The sequence below is a fragment of the Thermosediminibacter litoriperuensis genome (genome assembly GCF_008124715.1).
GTDB lineage: Bacteria > Bacillota > Thermosediminibacteria > Thermosediminibacterales > Thermosediminibacteraceae > Thermosediminibacter > Thermosediminibacter litoriperuensis.
The window spans coordinates 1-16,242 of the sequence record NZ_VNHO01000027.1 but is presented as its reverse complement, the minus strand read 5'-3'; the positions used below and the strand labels follow the sequence as shown (position 1 = coordinate 16,242).

The 16,242-nt window shown below is 52.5% G+C and carries 32 protein-coding genes; all 32 read right to left on the bottom strand.

Features of this window, described 5'->3' with window-relative positions; translation table 11 throughout:
• Nucleotides 1–5 precede the first annotated feature (5 nt).
• Genes rplQ through tuf form a run of 32 tightly spaced genes read right to left on the bottom strand, consistent with a single transcriptional unit; the run spans nucleotide 6 to nucleotide 16,242 of the window.
• The gene (rplQ, locus tag LZ11_RS10070; RefSeq protein ID WP_148867755.1) at nucleotides 6–338 is read right to left on the bottom strand and encodes a 50S ribosomal protein L17; all 333 of its coding nucleotides are present in this window, start codon (nucleotides 336–338) and stop codon (nucleotides 6–8) included.
• A 15-nt stretch (nucleotides 339–353) separates the two neighbouring features.
• Nucleotides 354–1,304, bottom strand: coding sequence for a DNA-directed RNA polymerase subunit alpha (locus LZ11_RS10065; protein ID WP_148867771.1), 951 nt, complete (start codon nucleotides 1,302–1,304; stop codon nucleotides 354–356).
• Between the two features lie 43 nt (nucleotides 1,305–1,347).
• Nucleotides 1,348–1,974, bottom strand: a complete 627-nt coding sequence (gene rpsD / locus LZ11_RS10060) for a 30S ribosomal protein S4 (protein WP_148867754.1) — start codon at nucleotides 1,972–1,974, stop codon at nucleotides 1,348–1,350.
• 30 nt (nucleotides 1,975–2,004) lie between these two features.
• The gene (gene rpsK / locus LZ11_RS10055) at nucleotides 2,005–2,388 is read right to left on the bottom strand and encodes a 30S ribosomal protein S11 (protein WP_148867753.1); all 384 of its coding nucleotides are present in this window, start codon (nucleotides 2,386–2,388) and stop codon (nucleotides 2,005–2,007) included.
• Between the two features lie 20 nt (nucleotides 2,389–2,408).
• The gene (gene rpsM / locus LZ11_RS10050; protein ID WP_148867752.1) at nucleotides 2,409–2,780 is read right to left on the bottom strand and encodes a 30S ribosomal protein S13; all 372 of its coding nucleotides are present in this window, start codon (nucleotides 2,778–2,780) and stop codon (nucleotides 2,409–2,411) included.
• Between the two features lie 15 nt (nucleotides 2,781–2,795).
• Entirely contained in the window at nucleotides 2,796–2,909 is a 114-nt protein-coding gene (rpmJ, locus tag LZ11_RS10045; RefSeq protein ID WP_006307538.1) for a 50S ribosomal protein L36, read from the bottom strand.
• 20 nt (nucleotides 2,910–2,929) lie between these two features.
• Nucleotides 2,930–3,148, bottom strand: coding sequence for a translation initiation factor IF-1 (gene infA / locus LZ11_RS10040; RefSeq protein WP_073258326.1), 219 nt, complete (start codon nucleotides 3,146–3,148; stop codon nucleotides 2,930–2,932).
• Nucleotides 3,149–3,167: 19 nt separating this feature from the next.
• Nucleotides 3,168–3,455, bottom strand: coding sequence for a KOW domain-containing RNA-binding protein (locus LZ11_RS10035; protein WP_148867751.1), 288 nt, complete (start codon nucleotides 3,453–3,455; stop codon nucleotides 3,168–3,170).
• Between the two features lie 12 nt (nucleotides 3,456–3,467).
• Complete coding sequence (map, locus tag LZ11_RS10030; RefSeq protein WP_148867750.1) at nucleotides 3,468–4,214, bottom strand: type I methionyl aminopeptidase; 747 nt, start codon at nucleotides 4,212–4,214, stop codon at nucleotides 3,468–3,470.
• Nucleotides 4,214–4,864, bottom strand: a complete 651-nt coding sequence (locus tag LZ11_RS10025; protein WP_148867749.1) for an adenylate kinase — start codon at nucleotides 4,862–4,864, stop codon at nucleotides 4,214–4,216. The genes map and LZ11_RS10025 overlap by 1 nt, the downstream gene beginning before the upstream one ends.
• Nucleotides 4,865–4,876: 12 nt before the next feature.
• Nucleotides 4,877–6,133 (bottom strand): preprotein translocase subunit SecY, encoded by a 1,257-nt coding sequence (gene secY, locus LZ11_RS10020; RefSeq protein ID WP_148867770.1) that lies wholly within the window; start codon nucleotides 6,131–6,133, stop codon nucleotides 4,877–4,879.
• A complete protein-coding gene (rplO, locus tag LZ11_RS10015) occupies nucleotides 6,133–6,573 on the bottom strand; it encodes a 50S ribosomal protein L15 (RefSeq protein WP_148867748.1) in 441 nt (146 codons plus the stop codon). The genes secY and rplO overlap by 1 nt, the downstream gene beginning before the upstream one ends.
• A gap of 26 nt (nucleotides 6,574–6,599) precedes the next feature.
• Nucleotides 6,600–7,100: a 30S ribosomal protein S5 gene (rpsE, locus tag LZ11_RS10010; protein WP_148867747.1), complete on the bottom strand. Its 501-nt coding sequence runs from the start codon at nucleotides 7,098–7,100 to the stop codon at nucleotides 6,600–6,602.
• 16 nt (nucleotides 7,101–7,116) lie between these two features.
• Complete coding sequence (gene rplR / locus LZ11_RS10005) at nucleotides 7,117–7,482, bottom strand: 50S ribosomal protein L18 (protein WP_148867746.1); 366 nt, start codon at nucleotides 7,480–7,482, stop codon at nucleotides 7,117–7,119.
• A 20-nt stretch (nucleotides 7,483–7,502) separates the two neighbouring features.
• Nucleotides 7,503–8,042, bottom strand: a complete 540-nt coding sequence (gene rplF, locus LZ11_RS10000) for a 50S ribosomal protein L6 (protein WP_148867745.1) — start codon at nucleotides 8,040–8,042, stop codon at nucleotides 7,503–7,505.
• Between the two features lie 24 nt (nucleotides 8,043–8,066).
• On the bottom strand, nucleotides 8,067–8,465 hold the full coding sequence (gene rpsH / locus LZ11_RS09995; RefSeq protein WP_148867744.1) for a 30S ribosomal protein S8: 399 nt from the start codon (nucleotides 8,463–8,465) through the stop codon (nucleotides 8,067–8,069).
• Between the two features lie 25 nt (nucleotides 8,466–8,490).
• A complete protein-coding gene (locus LZ11_RS09990; protein ID WP_148867743.1) occupies nucleotides 8,491–8,676 on the bottom strand; it encodes a type Z 30S ribosomal protein S14 in 186 nt (61 codons plus the stop codon).
• Between the two features lie 15 nt (nucleotides 8,677–8,691).
• A complete protein-coding gene (gene rplE, locus LZ11_RS09985; RefSeq protein ID WP_148867742.1) occupies nucleotides 8,692–9,231 on the bottom strand; it encodes a 50S ribosomal protein L5 in 540 nt (179 codons plus the stop codon).
• Between the two features lie 23 nt (nucleotides 9,232–9,254).
• A complete protein-coding gene (gene rplX, locus LZ11_RS09980) occupies nucleotides 9,255–9,578 on the bottom strand; it encodes a 50S ribosomal protein L24 (RefSeq protein ID WP_148867741.1) in 324 nt (107 codons plus the stop codon).
• Nucleotides 9,579–9,591: 13 nt separating this feature from the next.
• Nucleotides 9,592–9,960, bottom strand: a complete 369-nt coding sequence (gene rplN / locus LZ11_RS09975; RefSeq protein ID WP_148867740.1) for a 50S ribosomal protein L14 — start codon at nucleotides 9,958–9,960, stop codon at nucleotides 9,592–9,594.
• Nucleotides 9,961–9,985: 25 nt separating this feature from the next.
• Nucleotides 9,986–10,243, bottom strand: coding sequence for a 30S ribosomal protein S17 (gene rpsQ / locus LZ11_RS09970; RefSeq protein ID WP_148867739.1), 258 nt, complete (start codon nucleotides 10,241–10,243; stop codon nucleotides 9,986–9,988).
• 29 nt (nucleotides 10,244–10,272) lie between these two features.
• Nucleotides 10,273–10,470 carry a 50S ribosomal protein L29 gene (gene rpmC / locus LZ11_RS09965; RefSeq protein ID WP_148867738.1) on the bottom strand — a complete coding sequence of 66 codons (198 nt, stop codon included), beginning with the start codon at nucleotides 10,468–10,470 and terminating at the stop codon, nucleotides 10,273–10,275.
• Nucleotides 10,460–10,894 (bottom strand): 50S ribosomal protein L16, encoded by a 435-nt coding sequence (gene rplP, locus LZ11_RS09960; RefSeq protein WP_148867737.1) that lies wholly within the window; start codon nucleotides 10,892–10,894, stop codon nucleotides 10,460–10,462. Before rplP ends, rpmC begins: the two co-directional genes overlap by 11 nt.
• A complete protein-coding gene (gene rpsC, locus LZ11_RS09955) occupies nucleotides 10,866–11,558 on the bottom strand; it encodes a 30S ribosomal protein S3 (protein ID WP_148867736.1) in 693 nt (230 codons plus the stop codon). The genes rplP and rpsC overlap by 29 nt, the downstream gene beginning before the upstream one ends.
• Before the next feature lie 3 nt (nucleotides 11,559–11,561).
• Entirely contained in the window at nucleotides 11,562–11,900 is a 339-nt protein-coding gene (rplV, locus tag LZ11_RS09950) for a 50S ribosomal protein L22 (protein WP_148867735.1), read from the bottom strand.
• A 25-nt stretch (nucleotides 11,901–11,925) separates the two neighbouring features.
• A complete protein-coding gene (rpsS, locus tag LZ11_RS09945; protein ID WP_148867734.1) occupies nucleotides 11,926–12,210 on the bottom strand; it encodes a 30S ribosomal protein S19 in 285 nt (94 codons plus the stop codon).
• Nucleotides 12,211–12,231: 21 nt separating this feature from the next.
• Complete coding sequence (gene rplB, locus LZ11_RS09940) at nucleotides 12,232–13,059, bottom strand: 50S ribosomal protein L2 (RefSeq protein WP_148867733.1); 828 nt, start codon at nucleotides 13,057–13,059, stop codon at nucleotides 12,232–12,234.
• Nucleotides 13,060–13,094: 35 nt separating this feature from the next.
• The gene (gene rplW, locus LZ11_RS09935) at nucleotides 13,095–13,385 is read right to left on the bottom strand and encodes a 50S ribosomal protein L23 (RefSeq protein WP_148867732.1); all 291 of its coding nucleotides are present in this window, start codon (nucleotides 13,383–13,385) and stop codon (nucleotides 13,095–13,097) included.
• Nucleotides 13,382–14,008, bottom strand: a complete 627-nt coding sequence (gene rplD / locus LZ11_RS09930; RefSeq protein ID WP_148867731.1) for a 50S ribosomal protein L4 — start codon at nucleotides 14,006–14,008, stop codon at nucleotides 13,382–13,384. Before rplD ends, rplW begins: the two co-directional genes overlap by 4 nt.
• Nucleotides 14,009–14,035: 27 nt before the next feature.
• A complete protein-coding gene (gene rplC / locus LZ11_RS09925) occupies nucleotides 14,036–14,665 on the bottom strand; it encodes a 50S ribosomal protein L3 (protein WP_148867730.1) in 630 nt (209 codons plus the stop codon).
• Nucleotides 14,666–14,688: 23 nt separating this feature from the next.
• Nucleotides 14,689–14,997, bottom strand: coding sequence for a 30S ribosomal protein S10 (rpsJ, locus tag LZ11_RS09920; RefSeq protein WP_148867729.1), 309 nt, complete (start codon nucleotides 14,995–14,997; stop codon nucleotides 14,689–14,691).
• Nucleotides 14,998–15,039: 42 nt separating this feature from the next.
• Nucleotides 15,040–16,242: an elongation factor Tu gene (tuf, locus tag LZ11_RS09915; RefSeq protein WP_148865744.1), complete on the bottom strand. Its 1,203-nt coding sequence runs from the start codon at nucleotides 16,240–16,242 to the stop codon at nucleotides 15,040–15,042.

The following is a 16,242-nucleotide window of genomic DNA, read 5'->3' as shown; positions in this document are numbered from 1 at the left end:
GGGAGTTATACCAGTTCCAGCACTACCATTGGAGAAGAATCTCCGCGCCTGGGGCCGATCTTGACTATCCTGGTGTAGCCACCGTTCCTGTCGTTATATTTAGGAGCAATCTTCTCAAAAATGTTCTTCACAGTAGTCTCATCCAGCACCTCGGCCAGCACTAAGCGCCGGGCAGCAAGATCGTTCCTCTTGGCGAGGGTTATCATTTTTTCGGCGATGCTGCGGACTTCCTTGGCGCGGGTCTCGGTGGTTATTATCCTGCCGTACTTAAAGAGCGAAGTCACCATGTTCCGGAGCATCATTTTCCTGTGACCGCTGTCCCTGCCCAATTTTCTCATCTTCCCAACCCCCTTTTACGCATCTTCGGATTTTTTCAAGGATAGGTTAAGTGCCGCCAGTTTTTCCTCAACCTCTTCCAGGGACTTTTTGCCCAGGTTCCTGACCTTCATCATCTCTTCGGGCGTCTTCTGGATCAGCTCACCAATCGTGTTGATGCCGGCCCGTTTCAGGCAGTTATACGACCTGACGGAAAGGTCCAGTTCTTCGATGGGCATTTCCAGAACCCTTTCCCTTTCATCCTTTTCCTTTTCCACCGGAGCCTCAACTTTTTTGACCGCCGAGGTGAGGCCTGTGAACAGGCTGAAGTAGTCTATCAGTATCTTGGCTGCGGCGCTGACGGCCTCATCGGGCTTTATGGTGCCGTTGGTCCATACTTCCAGGGTGAGCTTATCGTAATCGGTCACCTGGCCCACCCTGGTGTGCTCTACAGTGTAATTGGCCTTTATGACCGGAGTGAATATGGCGTCTATGGGTATTACCCCTATGGGCTGGCCGGACTTTTTGTTCTTTTCGGCCGTCACGTAGCCCTTGCCTTTTTCCAGGGTGAGTTCCGCAAAAAGCCTGCCGTCCTTTTCCAGGGTGGCGATATGGTGATCCTTGTTGACGATCTCCACATCGGCGTCGCAGATGATGTCTTTCGCCTTAACCTCCCCTTCACCCTGGGCTTCTATCCTGAGAAGCTTGGGCTCATCGCCGTGCATCTTTATTGCGAGGCCCTTTATATTCATTATTATTTCTACGGTATCTTCAAGCACTCCGGGGATCGTGGAAAATTCATGCTGTACTCCTTCGATTTTTACGGAAGTCACCGCCGCCCCCGGCAGTGATGACAGGAGTACCCTGCGGAGCGAATTGCCAAGGGTGGTTCCGTAACCCCTTTCCAGGGGTTCGATGACGATCCTGCCATAAGTGTTGTCCTCGCTTAATTCCACCAGCTCGATCCTTGGCTTTTCAATCTCATTCATCAATAACATTACCCTCCTCGTACAAATTTAGAATGAGGGCACATTACTTGGAGTAGAGCTCGACTATAAGGTGCTCCTGTATGGGCACGTCGATATCTTCGCGGTTGGGCATTCTCACGACTTCTCCCGTGAGCGTGTCGTAATTTACCGACAGCCATTCGGGAACTATCCTGGCTTTACCGGCTTCGGCCATCTCTTTGAAGAAGTCCAGGGATCTGCTTTTTTCTCTGACGGCTATGACGTCTCCCTGCCTTACCTGGTAAGACGGAATGGTGACCTTTCTGCCGTTCACTTCTATGTGCCCGTGCCTCACTATCTGGCGGGCCTGAGTGCGGGATTTAGCAAATCCCAGACGGTATACCACGTTGTCCAGGCGGCACTCCAGAAGGCGAAGCAGGTTCTCGCCGGTAACGCCCTTTCTCCTGATGGCTTCTTCAAAGTATATCTTAAACTGCCTCTCCAGCACACCGTAAATTCTCTTGGCTTTCTGCTTTTCTCTGAGCTGCAGCCCGTATTCGGAAAGTTTCCTCTTCATCTGCCCGTGCTGACCGGGGGCATATCCGCGCCTGTCAATGGCGCACTTGGGTGTATAGCACCTCTCGCCCTTCAGGTACAGTTTCATGCCCTCGCGGCGGCACAGGCGGCATACAGGACCCGTGTATCTTGCCATTTAAATTTCCACCTCCTGATTTTTGTCTCTTTACACGCGTCTGCGCTTCGGCGGCCTGCACCCGTTGTGGGGAATGGGTGTGACGTCCTTTATTACGCTTATCTCCAACCCGGCCGCCTGCAGTGAACGAATTGCGGCTTCGCGTCCCGGACCGGGGCCCTTAACGAACACTTCAACGGTCCTTAGGCCGTAGTCCATGGCCTTCCTCGCAGCCGATTCCGCCGCCATCTGGGCTGCGAAAGGCGTACCCTTCCTGGAACCCTTGAAACCCACGGTGCCGGCGCTTGCCCAGGTTACCGGATTACCGGCTTCATCGGTTATGGTCACGATGGTATTGTTAAACGTAGAGTGAATATGGGCTTTGCCTTTTTCGATGCGCTTTTTCTCCCTGCGCTTTCTAGATGTAAGGGCCACTTTGTGCTCACCTCCGAAAATTATTTACTGCGCCTTACTCCGACCGTCTTTCTGGGACCTTTTCTGGTCCTAGCGTTGGTACGGGTTCTCTGCCCGCGAACGGGTAGACCCCTGCGGTGGCGAACTCCCCTGTAGCAGCCGATCTCTATGAGCCTCTTGATGTTGAGCGCCACCTCACGGCGCAGATCGCCCTCAACCTTATAGTTCTTTTCTATGATGTCCCTGAGGTTGGAAATCTCCCGCTCGGTCAGGTCCTTTACCCGCGTATCGGGGTTAACGCCCGCTTCCTTCAGTATCTTGTTGGAAAGGCTCCTGCCGATGCCGTAAATGTATGTCAGGGCTATTTCAACCCTTTTATCCTTCGGCAGGTCAACTCCCGCAATCCTGGCCATCCAGTCACTCCTCCTTTAACCCTGTCTTTGCTTGTGTTTGGGATTTTCGCAGATTACCATTACCCTACCCTTGCGCTTTATTATCTTGCATTTTTCGCATATCTTCTTGACGGAAGGTCGAACCTTCAAGGTAATTCCTCCTTTGTTTTTTATTTATAGCGGTACACGATTCGACCCCGGGTGAGATCGTACGGAGAAAGCTCTACTGTAACCTTATCTCCTGGCAATATCCTAATATAGTTCATCCTTATTTTTCCGGATACGTGGGCCAAAACCTTGTGACCGTTTTTCAGCTCTACCCGGAACATCCCGTTAGGAAGAGGTTCCACCACCGTACCTTCTACCTCTATTACATCTTCCTTGGACATAAAGGCCCTTCTCCCTCCTTTAAACCCTGTTATCATCGGGTTTCTCCACCAATTCCTCGAGGGCTCTTCTTATCTCTTCGTTGTATATTTTTCGGCCGTTAACGAGCTTTTCGTGGATAAAACCTGCTTTTTTATTTAAAATCTTCAGGTGCTTCAGCTTTTTCTTTTTGGGTTTTTCTATCCTTCGGAGTTCCCCGTCGGCCACATATACGTACTGGGAATCGATAACCCTGACCACAAGCATGAATCTCCCCTTATCGCGCCCCGCGCACGACATGACCACCTGGCCCGGTTCTACCTCTTTCATACCAACACCTGCCTATATTCTGGTCAGTATTTCCGGCTCTCCATCGGTTATAGCGATGGTGTTTTCATAGTGAGCCGAAAGGCTTCCGTCCCTGGTGACAACCGTCCAGCTGTCCTCCAGGGTGTATACCTCGTATCCCCCGGCGTTGACCATGGGCTCGATCGCCAGCGTCATGCCTGGTTTCAGCCTCGGGCCCTTGTTAGGCGGCCCGTAGTTGGGCACATGGGGGTCCTCATGCATCTGTCGGCCGATTCCGTGGCCGCCCCATTCCCTAACCACCGAAAAATTCCGGCTTTCCACGTAGGTCTGGATGGCATGGGAGATGTCGGAGAGCCTGTATCCCGGCTTTGCAAAAGCCAAACCCTCGTAAAAACTCTGCCTGGTAACTTCGATGAGTTCAAGGGCCTCTTCGGAGACGTTTCCCACAGGATAGGTTCTGGCTGCATCCGAGCAGTATCCGTCCACAATGGCTCCCACATCCACACTAATAATATCACCATCTTTCAGGGTTCTTAAACCAGGAATTCCATGTACTACCTCTTCGTTGATCGAAGTGCAGATGGTAGCCGGAAAACCTCTGTACCCCTTAAAAGCCGGAACTGCACCGTTTTTCAGTATAACCTCTTCCGCGATCCTGTCGAGCTCGCCTGTAGTAACGCCGGGCTTTATGTGCTTCTTTATCTCTTCCAGCACCAGCGCCACCACCCTGCCGGCTCTTCGCATTATTTCTATCTCCCGGTTGGACTTTATGATTACCATCAGCCTTCTCCTCTTAAGCGGCTCTTTATGTCCTCGAAAACAACTTCAATGGGCCTGTTGCCGTCGATATTCACGAGCAAATTCTTTCCGGCATAATACTCCATGAGCGGTCTGGTTTCCCGTTCGTATACGCTTATCCTGTTTTCGACGGTCTTTACGTCATCGTCGGCCCTTATTATGAGCTTCCCGCCGCATTTGTCGCAGACGCCTTCTTTTTGGGGAGGGTTGTACTTCACGTGATAGGTGAAGCCGCATACCTCGCAGACCCTCCGCCCGGTAAACCTCTCGATGAGCTCTTCCCTAGGAACCACGATGTTTATGACCGCGTCGAGCCCGACGCCCATTTCCCCAAGAATCTCTTCCAGGCTTTCAGCCTGGGGTATTGTCCTGGGGAAACCGTCCAGGATAAAGCCTTTTTCGCAGCTTTTATCCTGAAGCCGCTCCCTTACTATGCCTGTTATTACCTCGTCGGGCACCAGCAGACCCTTATCCATGTATTCCCTGGCTTTTCTGCCCAGGGGCGTGCCTTCCTGGACCGCCGCCCTCAGGATGTCTCCCGTAGAAATCTGGGGGACGCCGAAGGCTTCGGCCAGTTTTTTGGCCTGGGTCCCTTTGCCGGCCCCGGGAGGTCCCATGAGTACGATGCGCATCTTGACTCACTCCTACTTCAGGAAGCCCTGATAATGCCTCATTAGCATCTGGGCTTCGATGAGTTTCATAGTCTCCAGCGCTACGCCTATTACTATCAGCAGAGCCGTGCCTCCGAAGTAGATGTTCAGGCTGGTAACGCCGGTTACGAAATAGGGCAGAACTGCGATCGCAGCCAGGAAAATGGCACCCATAAGAGTTATCCTGGTCATTATCCTGTTAAGATACTCGGCCGTGGATCTGCCGGGCCTTATCCCCGGTATAAACCCGCCGTACTTCTTCATATTTTCCGCCACATCCACCGGGTTGAAGGTTACCGCGGTGTAGAAGTAGGTGAAGAAGATTATCAGCAACGCGTATAGGCTGGCGTAAAGCCATCCGCCCGGTTTAATGAAATTGGCGATGCTCACCGCTACCCTGCTGTTAGGGAAAAATCCAGCGACGGTACTGGGGAATAGCAGTATGGACATCGCGAAAATCACCGGTATAACGCCGGCGGCGTTCAACTTCATAGGTATATGGGTGGTCTGGCCGCCGTAAACCCTTCTGCCTACCACCCGTCGGGCGTACTGGACCGGAATCCGCCGTTCAGCCTGCTGCACCGCAATCACACCCACGATTACCACCAGGGCGAACACCGCGAACAGCAGGATCATCAGCACGTTGGTGGTACCCACCCTAACGTAATCGTACATCTGATAAATGCCGCTGGGAAGCCTGGATACGATACCCGCAAAGATTAAAAGGGAAATCCCGTTCCCGATACCTTTATCGGTTATCTGTTCACCAACCCACATCAGGAATGCCGTTCCTGCCGTAAGGCTGAATATTACCAAGAGGCTGCCGAAAAATCCCGGATACATAAGGGCGCTCCTGAAGCCTACCGTCAGCCCCGCGGCCTGTATGAGGCCCAGGATAACCGTGCCGTACCGGGTGTATCTGGCAAGGGTCTTTCGCCCTTCTGCGCCCTCCTTAGCCAGCTCTTCCCATCTGGGTATAACTATTGTGAGGAGCTGGACTATAATCGAGGCGTTAATGTATGGGGTAATGCTCATGGCGAAAACGGAGAACTGCTTGAAAGCGCCGCCCGCGATTATGTCAAAAAACCCTAATAGCGCCCCTCTTTCGATGAGGTGCCTTACGGCTTCGGGATTCATACCCGGCACCGGCACGAAAGCACCTATCCTGAAAACCACCAGCATCAAAAGGGTGAACTTTAACCGCCTTCTCAAGTCCGGGATTTTCCAGGCATTTTTCAGGGCTTCAAGCATCATATCACCTCGGCCTTCCCGCCGGCAGCCTCAATCTTTTCTTTGGCGGAACTGGAAAAAGCGTGGGCCGCCACTTCCAGTTTAACTTTCAGCTCGCCGTCGCCCAGAATCTTTACTCCATCCTTCACCTGCTTGATGAGGCCCTTTTCTATGAGGAGCTCCGGAGTAACTCTGGTGTTCTCCTCGAACACATTCAGGTCCTTCACGTTCACTATGGCGTACTCTTTCTTAAATATGTTGGTAAAGCCCCTCTTGGGTATCCGGCGGTAAAGAGGCATCTGGCCGCCCTCAAATCCCGGTCTTACCCCGCCGCCGCTGCGGGCTTTCTGGCCCTTGTGGCCCCGGGTGGAAGTCTTGCCGTGACCGGAACCTATGCCTCGTCCCACTCTCTTGGGTTTTTTCCTGGAACCTTCTGCAGGCCTAAGGTCGTGAAGTCTCATCGTTACACCTCCTCTATTTGAGCCTTTTATCCTAACAGTTCCTGCACTGTTTTTCCTCTCATTTTTGCCACTTCTTCGGTTCTTTTAAGCTGTTTCAGAGCCTCTATGGTGGCATCCACCATGTTTTTTGCGTTGTTGGAACCCAGCGACTTGCTGACCACGTTCCTTATTCCGGCCAGCTCCAGCACGGCCCTGACGGGACCTCCGGCTATAACGCCGCTACCTTCTACGGCCGGCTTCACCAGAACCCTACCAGCGCCGGATTCTCCCAGAGCTTCGTGGGGTATTGTGCCGTTTATCACAGGCACATCGATGAGGTTTTTCTTGGCATCCTCTATGGCTTTTCTGATAGCGTCGGGGATCTCCTGGGCCTTACCGGTACCGACCCCTACTTTGCCGTTCTTGTTGCCCACCACCACCAGGGCGGAAAACCTGAAATTCTTGCCGCCTTTTGTAACTTTCGATACCCTGTTGATGGAGACAACTTTTTCCGAAAATTCGTGTTCTACGTCCCTTTCCCTCTGCATTCGCCTACCTCCCTTTTTAGAATTCCAGGCCTGCACGCCTCGCCGCTTCGGCTAAGGCCTTGATGCGACCGTGATACAGGTATCCACCCCTGTCAAAAGCCACTTTGGTTATACCCTTTTCCAGGGCCCGTTTGGCTATTAATTCGCCTACCTTTTCCGCCGCTTCCACGTTGCAGCCCTTCACGCTGTCCCTTATGGCCGGATCTAATGTAGAGGCCGCCACCAGGGTCCTTCCCTCTTCGTCATTTATAACCTGGGCGTAGATGTGTTTCAGGCTGCGGAAAACGTTCAACCTGGGTCTTTCGGCGGTTCCGAAGATTTTCTTGCGAACTCTCAGATGCCGTCTCTTGCGGACCTGGTTTCTGGGTTCCTTCTTAATCATGCCTATCCCTCCTCCTACCGTTATTTAGCTCCGGCCTTACCTACTTTGCGCCTTACAACCTCGTTTTCGTATCTTATGCCCTTGCCTTTATAGGGCTCCGGTTCCTTAACCCTCCTGATATTTGCCGCCGTGATGCCGACCAGTTCCTTGTCTATGCCCCTGACAATGATCTTGTTCTGGGCGGGCACTTCAAATTCTATTCCCTTCGGAGCCTCTATTTCAACCGGGTGGGAGTAACCCACGGTGAGCACCAGCTTATTGCCCTGTTTGTTGGCCCTGTAGCCGACACCTTCCAATACCAGGCTCTTCTCATAGCCGTTGACCACGCCGTTTACCATATTGGCCAGGAGGCTTCGGGTCAAGCCGTGCAGGGCCTTGTGGTTCTTATCGTCCGACGGCCGCTTTACAACGATTTTGTCGTCTTCCTGTAAAATTTGCATGTCCTTGTGAAACTCTTTTGTGATTGAACCCTTGGGTCCTTTTATTGTAACGGTGTTGCCTTCAATTTTAACTTCCACGCCCTTGGGTATTTCGATGGGCTTTTTGCCTATCCGCGACATTTCAGGCACCTCCTTTGCAAAGTTTTACCACACGTAGCAGATTACTTCTCCGCCGACTCCTTCTTTTCTGGCTTTTTTATCGGTCATAATTCCCTTGGAGGTGGAGAGGATAGCTATGCCCAGCCCCCCTAAAACTCTGGGAATCTGGTCTTTTCTCACGTATATCCTGAGACCCGGTTTAGAGATTCTCTTGATACCGGTGATGATTTTTTCTTTATTAGGGCCGTATTTCATGTGAATTTTTATTACACCCTGCTTGCCGTCCTCGATGACTTCGTAGTCCTGGATGAATCCCTCTTCTTTGAGGGTCGCGGCTATCGCCTTCTTTATACTGGAGCAGGGGATTTCCACTGTCGGGTGCCCCGCATCATTGGCGTTTCTTATGCGGGTCAGCATATCGGCGATGGGATCGGTTATAGCCATTTTACGAAACCTCCTTTCCACACTTTTACCAGCTGGCCTTTCTCACACCGGGGATTTCTCCACGGTGGGCCAGAACCCTGAAGCAAAGACGGCATACGCCGAATTTACGCAGGTATGCCCGCGGCCTGCCGCAAATCCTGCAGCGGTTGTAGTGCCTGGTGGAGAACTTCTGAGGCCTCTTCTGTTTTGCTATAAGGGACTTCTTCGCCACTTTTTTTCCTCCTTTCTACCGAGCGAACGGCATTCCAAGACCCTTCAGGAGTTCGCGAGCCTCTTCGTCGGTTTTGGCTGTGGTAACTATCGTGATATCCATCCCGCGTATCTTATCGATCTTGTCGTAATCTATTTCAGGAAAAATCAGCTGTTCCTTTATTCCAAGGGTGTAATTGCCCCGGCCGTCAAAGGCGTCGGGAGAAACCCCCTTGAAGTCTCTGACCCTGGGCAGGGCAACGTTAAACAGTTTATCGAGGAATTCGTACATCCTGTTGCCCCTCAAGGTCACCTTCGCACCTATCGCCATGCCCTGTCTTATTTTGAACGAAGCTATGGACTTTCTCGCCTTGGTTACCACAGGCTTTTGCCCGGCTATCATCGCCATGTCCCTACTGGCGGATTCCACGGCTTTGGGATTCTCCTTGGCGTCGCTGATGCCCATGTTGAGCACTACTTTTTCCAGCCTCGGGACCTGCATGACGTTTTTGTAGTTGAATTTCTTCATCATTGCAGGGATTACTTCTTTTTCATATTTTTCCTTCAGCCTGGGCATGAAATTCCCTCCTTTCAACCTACTTACTTATCTATAACCTCACCGCATTTTTTGCAGGTTCTTACTTTTGTGCCGTCAGCAAGGACGGTATGACCTATACGGGTTGGGGCGCCGCACTTGCCGCATACCACCATAAGTTTAGACGTACTTAGGGGCAGTTCTTGATGGATTATGCCGCCCTGGGGAAATTTGGGGGAAGGTCTCCGGTGCTTTGTGGCCATGTTTACCCCTTCCACGATCGCCGTTCCCTTCTTGGACAGCACTTTGAGCACCTTACCCTTTTTACCCTTGTCCTTGCCCGATAACACAACTACTGTGTCGCCCTTTTTTACGTGGACCTTTGCCAAAGGTTACACCTCCTTATAAGACTTCGGGCGCGAGCGAAATGATTCTCATGAAGTTTTTGTCCCTGAGTTCGCGAGCCACCGGTCCGAAAATACGGGTTCCTTTTGGATTGAGATCGTCGTTTAATATGACAGCCGCATTCTCGTCGAATTTTATATATGAACCATCAGGGCGCCTCTTGGGGGCTTTCGTCCTGACGATAACGGCCTTAACCACGTCTCCCTTTTTCACGACACCGTCCGGAGCAGCGTCTTTCACAGAGGCCACGATTATATCCCCGATGCCGGCAAATTTCCTGTTGGAGCCGCCCAGAACCCTGATGCACATTATCTCCTTTGCTCCGGTGTTGTCTGCTACGTTAAGCCGGGTTTGAACCTGGATCATTTTTAAACCCTCCCCTCGTCAAAAGTTACTCGGCTCTCTTTACTATTTCCACCAGTCTCCAGCGTTTTGTCTTGCTGAGAGGCCTCGTTTCTACAATTTTTACGATATCTCCAATCTGGCACTGGTTGTTTTCGTCATGGGCCTTGAATTTTTTGGTGCGCTTCATAATCTTGCCGTAAAGGGGATGGCGAACCAGAGTTTCAACAGCCACCACAATGGTTTTATCCATTTTATTGCTGACTACCACTCCGGTGCGAACCTTTCTATTGGGTCTTTCCTCCATTTTATCCCTCCTTCGACGCTAGAATTTCCTTAAGCCTTAGCCCGCTCTCTTTCTGTCAGTATCGTCTTGATGCGCGCGATGGTCTTCCGGACTTCCCTGATTCGCATAGGGTTATCCAGCTGGCCCGTGGCCGACTGGAACCTCAGATTGAAAAGTTCGCTCTTCAGGTCCTTCAGCTTCTGAACCAGTTCCTGGTCGGAAAGCTCTCTTATCTGCTTAGCCTTCATTTACATCACCGCCTAACCCTTCGCGTTTCACTATCTTTGTCTTTATGGGCAGCTTGTGAGATGCTAGAGTCAAAGCTTCCTTGGCTACTTCTTCCGAAACGCCGGCCAGTTCGAACAGTATCCGCCCGGGCTTTACTACCGCCACCCAGTACTCCGGCGAACCCTTACCGCTACCCATACGGGTTTCGGCGGGTTTTTTGGTCACCGGCTTATCTGGAAAAATCTTTATCCAGACCTTGCCGCCCCTTTTGATGTACCTGGTTATGGCTATCCTGGCGGCCTCGATCTGGCTGCTGGTGATCCAGGCGGGCTCCAGGGCCTGCAGGCCGTATTCGCCGTAAGTCACTTCCGTCCCCCGGGTAGCTTTGCCTCTGATGGTACCTCGCTGCTGTTTCCTATATTTCACCCGCTTCGGCATTAACATTGGCCTCTCCTCCTTCCACCTGCTTTTCCTCTTTCTTGGTCGGGAGGACGTCGCCCCTGTAGATCCATACTTTTACGCCGATCCGCCCGTAGGTGGTATGGGCTTCGGCGAACCCGTAGCTGATGTCGGCGCGCAGTTTCTGCAGCGGAATGGTGCCTTCGCGGTACCACTCGGTCCTGGCGATTTCAGCGCCGGCCAACCTTCCGCTCACCATTGTCTTAATACCCTTGGCTCCAGCCTTTAAAGCTCTGGCGATAGCCTGTTTCATGGCCCTGCGGTAAGATATGCGGCGCTCTATCTGGGCGGCTATGTTCTCCGCCACCAGCTGAGCTTCCACGTCGGGGTTCTTGATCTCCATGACGTTTATGGAGACCTGCTTCCCGGTCATGGCCTCCAGGTCGTTCCTGAGCTCTTCGACGCCGGTACCGCCTTTGCCTATCACCATTCCGGGCTTCGCCGTATTGATGGTCACCTTTATGCGGTTGGCCGCCCTCTCTATTTCGACCCGGGATATTCCGGCGGTATAAAACTTGTTCTTGATATACTTTCTTATATTAAAATCTTCCAGCACCAGATCAGCCAAGTTCTTTTCCGAGTACCACCTGGAGTCCCAATCTCTGATGATTCCGATCCTCAACCCATGAGGGTGTACCTTTTGGCCCAAATTTTATCCCTCCTTTTCCTTTAATACCACCGTGATGTGGCTGGTCTTCTTGCGGATCATAGCCGCCCTGCCCTGGGCTCTTGCCCTGAACCTTTTGAGAGTAGGGCCCTGGTCCGCGTAGCACTTGTATACGTAAAGGGCATCCGGGTTCATGTTGTGGTTGTTTTCCGCATTGGCCGCAGCGGAGCGTATTAGCTTTTCTACGATTCTAGAAGCCCTCTTGGGAGTGAACTGCAGTATACTAAGGGCTTCGTCGACCTTTTTGCCCCTTATGAGGTCTAGGACGATCCTGACCTTTCTCGGGGCAATTCTGACGTATCTCGCCTGTGCCCTGGCTTCCAACTTACTAACCTCCTTTACCCGCTGTTTACTTCAAAGCTGTCGACTTTTCCGTATGGTCTCCGTGTCCCCTGAAGGTCCTCGTAGGAGCAAATTCGCCCAGCTTGTGACCCACCATGTCTTCAGTTATATATATGGGGACGTGCTTTCTGCCGTCGTGAACCGCAATGGTGTGCCCCACCATGTCGGGTATTATCGTGGAATCCCTAGACCAGGTCTTTATTACCTTCTTCTCCCTCTTCTCGTTCATCGCCCTTATCTTCTTCAGCAGTTTGGAGTCCACAAAGGGTCCTTTTTTTACAGAGCGACCCATTATCCTGCCTCCCTTCTCCTGTTATTTGCGGCGCTTAACAATGTATTTATCCGAGGGCTTATTTTTCTTGCGAGTCTTGTAGCCCATTGTGGGTTTGCCCCAGGGTGTAACGGGATGTTTGCGGCCGATGGGTGCTTTGCCTTCACCGCCGCCGTGCGGATGGTCTATCGGGTTCATGGCGGAACCGCGCACATGGGGCCTCCTGCCCAGCCACCGGGAACGACCGGCTTTACCGATGGTTATGTTCTCGTGCTCCAGATTTCCTACCTGGCCCACTGTAGCCTTGCATTCTTCGGGCACCATTCTCATCTCGCCGGAAGGCAGCCTCAATGTGGCGAAACCGTTTTCCCTAGCCATGAGCTGTGCCGCCGCACCGGCCGCCCTCACCATCTGTCCGCCTCTGCCCGGGTAGAGCTCCACGTTGTGCACTATGGTACCCACCGGGATGCGGGAAAGGGGAAGGGCGTTTCCGGGCTTGATATCGGCGTTAGGACCCGATTCGACGATATCCCCTACTTTCAGCCCTACCGGTGCCAGGATGTACCTCTTTTCTCCGTCCCTGTAATGCAGAAGGGCTATCCTGGCGGAACGGTTCGGGTCGTACTCGATGGCCGCAACTTTGGCGGGCACTCCGTCCTTATCGCGCTTGAAATCTATGATCCTGTACTTCCTCTTATGGCCGCCGCCGCGGTGTCTCGCGGTAATCCTGCCCTGGGCATTGCGGCCGGCCTTGCTCTTCAGTATTTGCACCAGCGACTTTTCCGGTTCTTTTTTTGTTATTTCCTCAAAGGTGGAGACGGTCATGAATCTGATGCCCGGCGATGTGGGTTTAAATTTCTTTATACCCACCTGTTATCCCTCCTTTTTCCGGTTTGGAGTTGCCTTTATAAGCTCTCGAAGAACTCTATGGGCTTGCTGTCCTTTTTAAGCGTCACTATGGCCTTCTTCCAGTCGGGGCGCTTGCCTTCGTGCAGGCCCATCCTCTTCTTCTTACCCCTCATGTTTATTGTGTTTACCTTTTCCACCTTAACGCCGAAAACAGCTTCCACCGCGTTTTTGATCTCGGTCTTGTTGGCGTTGGGGTGAACCACAAAGGTGTATTTCTTTTCTTCCTTCATTGCCATGGATTTTTCTGTAATCCACGGGCGGATTATTATGTCATGGGGATCTTTCATCCTGCATACACCTCCTCTACCCGCTTCACCGCATCTACCGTCATTATTAACTTGTCGTGGTTGAGGATGTCGTAGGCGTTTAGGGTGTTCACTGTAGTGGTAGTGACACCGGGTATGTTGCGGGCAGATTTTACCACGTTCACGTCGGGGGCATCTAGAACGATCAGAGATTTGGTACCGGCTTTCAGGTTGGAGAGCACCTTGACCATCTCTTTAGTTTTGGGGGTCTCCATCGTCAGCCGATCCAAAACGATGATCTCGTTATCCTTCACTTTCGCACTCAATGCCGATTTCAGTGCAAACCTCTTCAGTTTTTTGGGCAGGGTGTATCTAAAAGAACGGGGTTTGGGTCCGAACACGATGCCGCCCTTTCTCCACAGCGGCGACCTTATACTGCCGTGCCTCGCCCTGCCGGTACCTTTCTGCCTCCAGGGCTTGCGGCCGCCACCCCTAACCTCCGCCCGGGTTTTGGTGTAAGCGGTACCGACCCTCTGGTTGGCCAGGTAGCTGAGCACCACCTGATGCATCACTTCGGGCTTTACCTCTACCCCGAAAACGCTGTCGGAAAGCTCCACTTCCCCTACCTGCTGGCCCTGCATATTATACAAAGCTACTTTTGGCATTGGGCTCCTCCTTTCCTGGCGTATTTTTTAGCTCTTTACCGTGCTCTTAATGTGAAGCAGCGATTTTTTCGTGCCGGGTACGGAACCTTTTATCAGGAGCAGATTCCTCTCGGGGTCCACCTTTACGATTTCCAGGTTCTGTACCGTTACCTTTTCGTGGCCCAGGTGACCGGGCATCCTCTTGCCCTTGAAGACCCTTTCCGGGTCGGTGGCGCCGCCTGAACCGGGCCTGCGGTGATACATGGAGCCGTGAGACATGGGTCCCCGGTTGAAGTTCCAGCGTTTTACACCGCCGGCAAATCCCTTACCGATGGATATCCCGGTGACATCCACCCTCTCGCCGGGCTCGAAGATGTCGACCTTTATTTCATCACCCACGTTGTATTTGTCGGCTTCGTCTATCTTCAATTCCCTGATGTACTTTTTGGGCTTGAGCTGGAATTTCTTAAACTGGCCCAGTACCGGTTTTGTCAGCCTGTGCTCCTTTACATCTTTAAAGCCCACCTTAAGGGCGCTGTAGCCGTCGTTTTCCTGCGTCTTCTTCTGCATGACTACGCATGGGCCCGCTTCTACAACGGTAACCGGCACGGCTTCCCCGGCCTCATTAAAAACCTGGGTCATTCCCAGTTTTATGCCCAGAATAGCCTTTCTGGCCATCCTTACCACCTCCTCGAGAAAAATTACAGTTTGATCTCTATATCAACTCCTGCGGGTAAATCCAGTCTCATAAGAGCATCGACGGTTTTGGGAGTTGGTTCGTGTATATCTATGAGCCTCTTATGGGTCCTGGTCTCGAACTGCTCCCTGGAGTCCTTGTACTTGTGGGGAGCTCTCAATATGGTAATCAGGCTCCTGTCGGTGGGCAGCGGAATGGGGCCCGAAACTTTGGCCCCGGTGCGCTTAGCCGTCTCGACGATCTTTTGAGCCGACTTATCCAGTATCCCGCTGTCGTAGGACTTCAAGCGTATTCTGATCTTCTGTCGGGCCACTTTTCTCCCTCCTCGGCTGAAAGCTTATTTTGTAGCCTCTTTTTATTCGATTATCTCGGTCACCACACCGGCCCCCACGGTCCTGCCACCCTCGCGGATAGCAAAGCGAAGGCCTTCTTCTATCGCTATGGGAGATATAAGCTCGATCTCCATCACCACGTTGTCCCCCGGCATCACCATCTCGGTGCCCTCGGGCAGTTTTATTACTCCCGTAACATCGGTGGTCCTGAAATAGAACTGCGGCCTGTATCCGTTGAAAAACGGTGTGTGCCTGCCCCCTTCTTCCTTCTTCAATACGTATACCTGTCCCTTGAATTTGGTGTGCGGATGGATGGATCCGGGTTTGGCTATTACCATGCCCCTCTCTACTTCGTCCCTGTCGACTCCCCTCAAGAGGGCTCCGATGTTGTCTCCGGCTACCGCCTGGTCCAGGATCTTCCTGAACATTTCTACACCCGTCACTACGGTCTTCTTCTTCTCGGGGTTCAATCCCACTATCTCTACTTCGTCGCCTACTTTCAGGGTGCCCCTCTCTACTCTCCCGGTCACTACGGTGCCGCGCCCGGTTATGGTGAATACGTCTTCGATCGGCATGAGGAAGGGTTTGTCGGCGTCACGCTCCGGTGTCGGTATATATTCGTCTACGGCGTCCATGAGCTGCCATATCTTCCCGCACCATTCGCAGTCCCTCTTGCCGCATCCGCATTCCAGCGCCTTTAATGCCGAGCCGGCCACTACGGGTATCTCGTCGCCGGGAAATTCGTAGGAGGACAGGAGTTCTCTTACTTCCATTTCGACCAGTTCCAAAAGTTCGGGGTCATCTACCATGTCAACTTTGTTCATGAAGACTACGATGTAGGGTACGCCTACCTGCCTGGCAAGCAGTATGTGTTCCCTGGTCTGGGGCATGGGTCCGTCCGCCGCCGATACTACCAGGATGGCTCCGTCCATCTGGGCGGCTCCGGTGATCATGTTCTTTACGTAGTCGGCGTGACCCGGGCAGTCCACGTGGGCATAGTGCCTGTTCTCGGTCTCGTATTCCACGTGGGCCGTCGCTATGGTTATTCCGCGTTCCCTCTCTTCGGGAGCTTTGTCTATCTGGTCGTATGCTACGAAGTTGGCAAACCCTGTGGTAGAAAGGCACCGCGTGATCGCCGCCGTCAGGGTGGTCTTTCCGTGGTCTACGTGGCCTATCGTGCCTACGTTAACGTGAGGCTTCTTCCTCTCAAATTTTTGCTTTGCCAT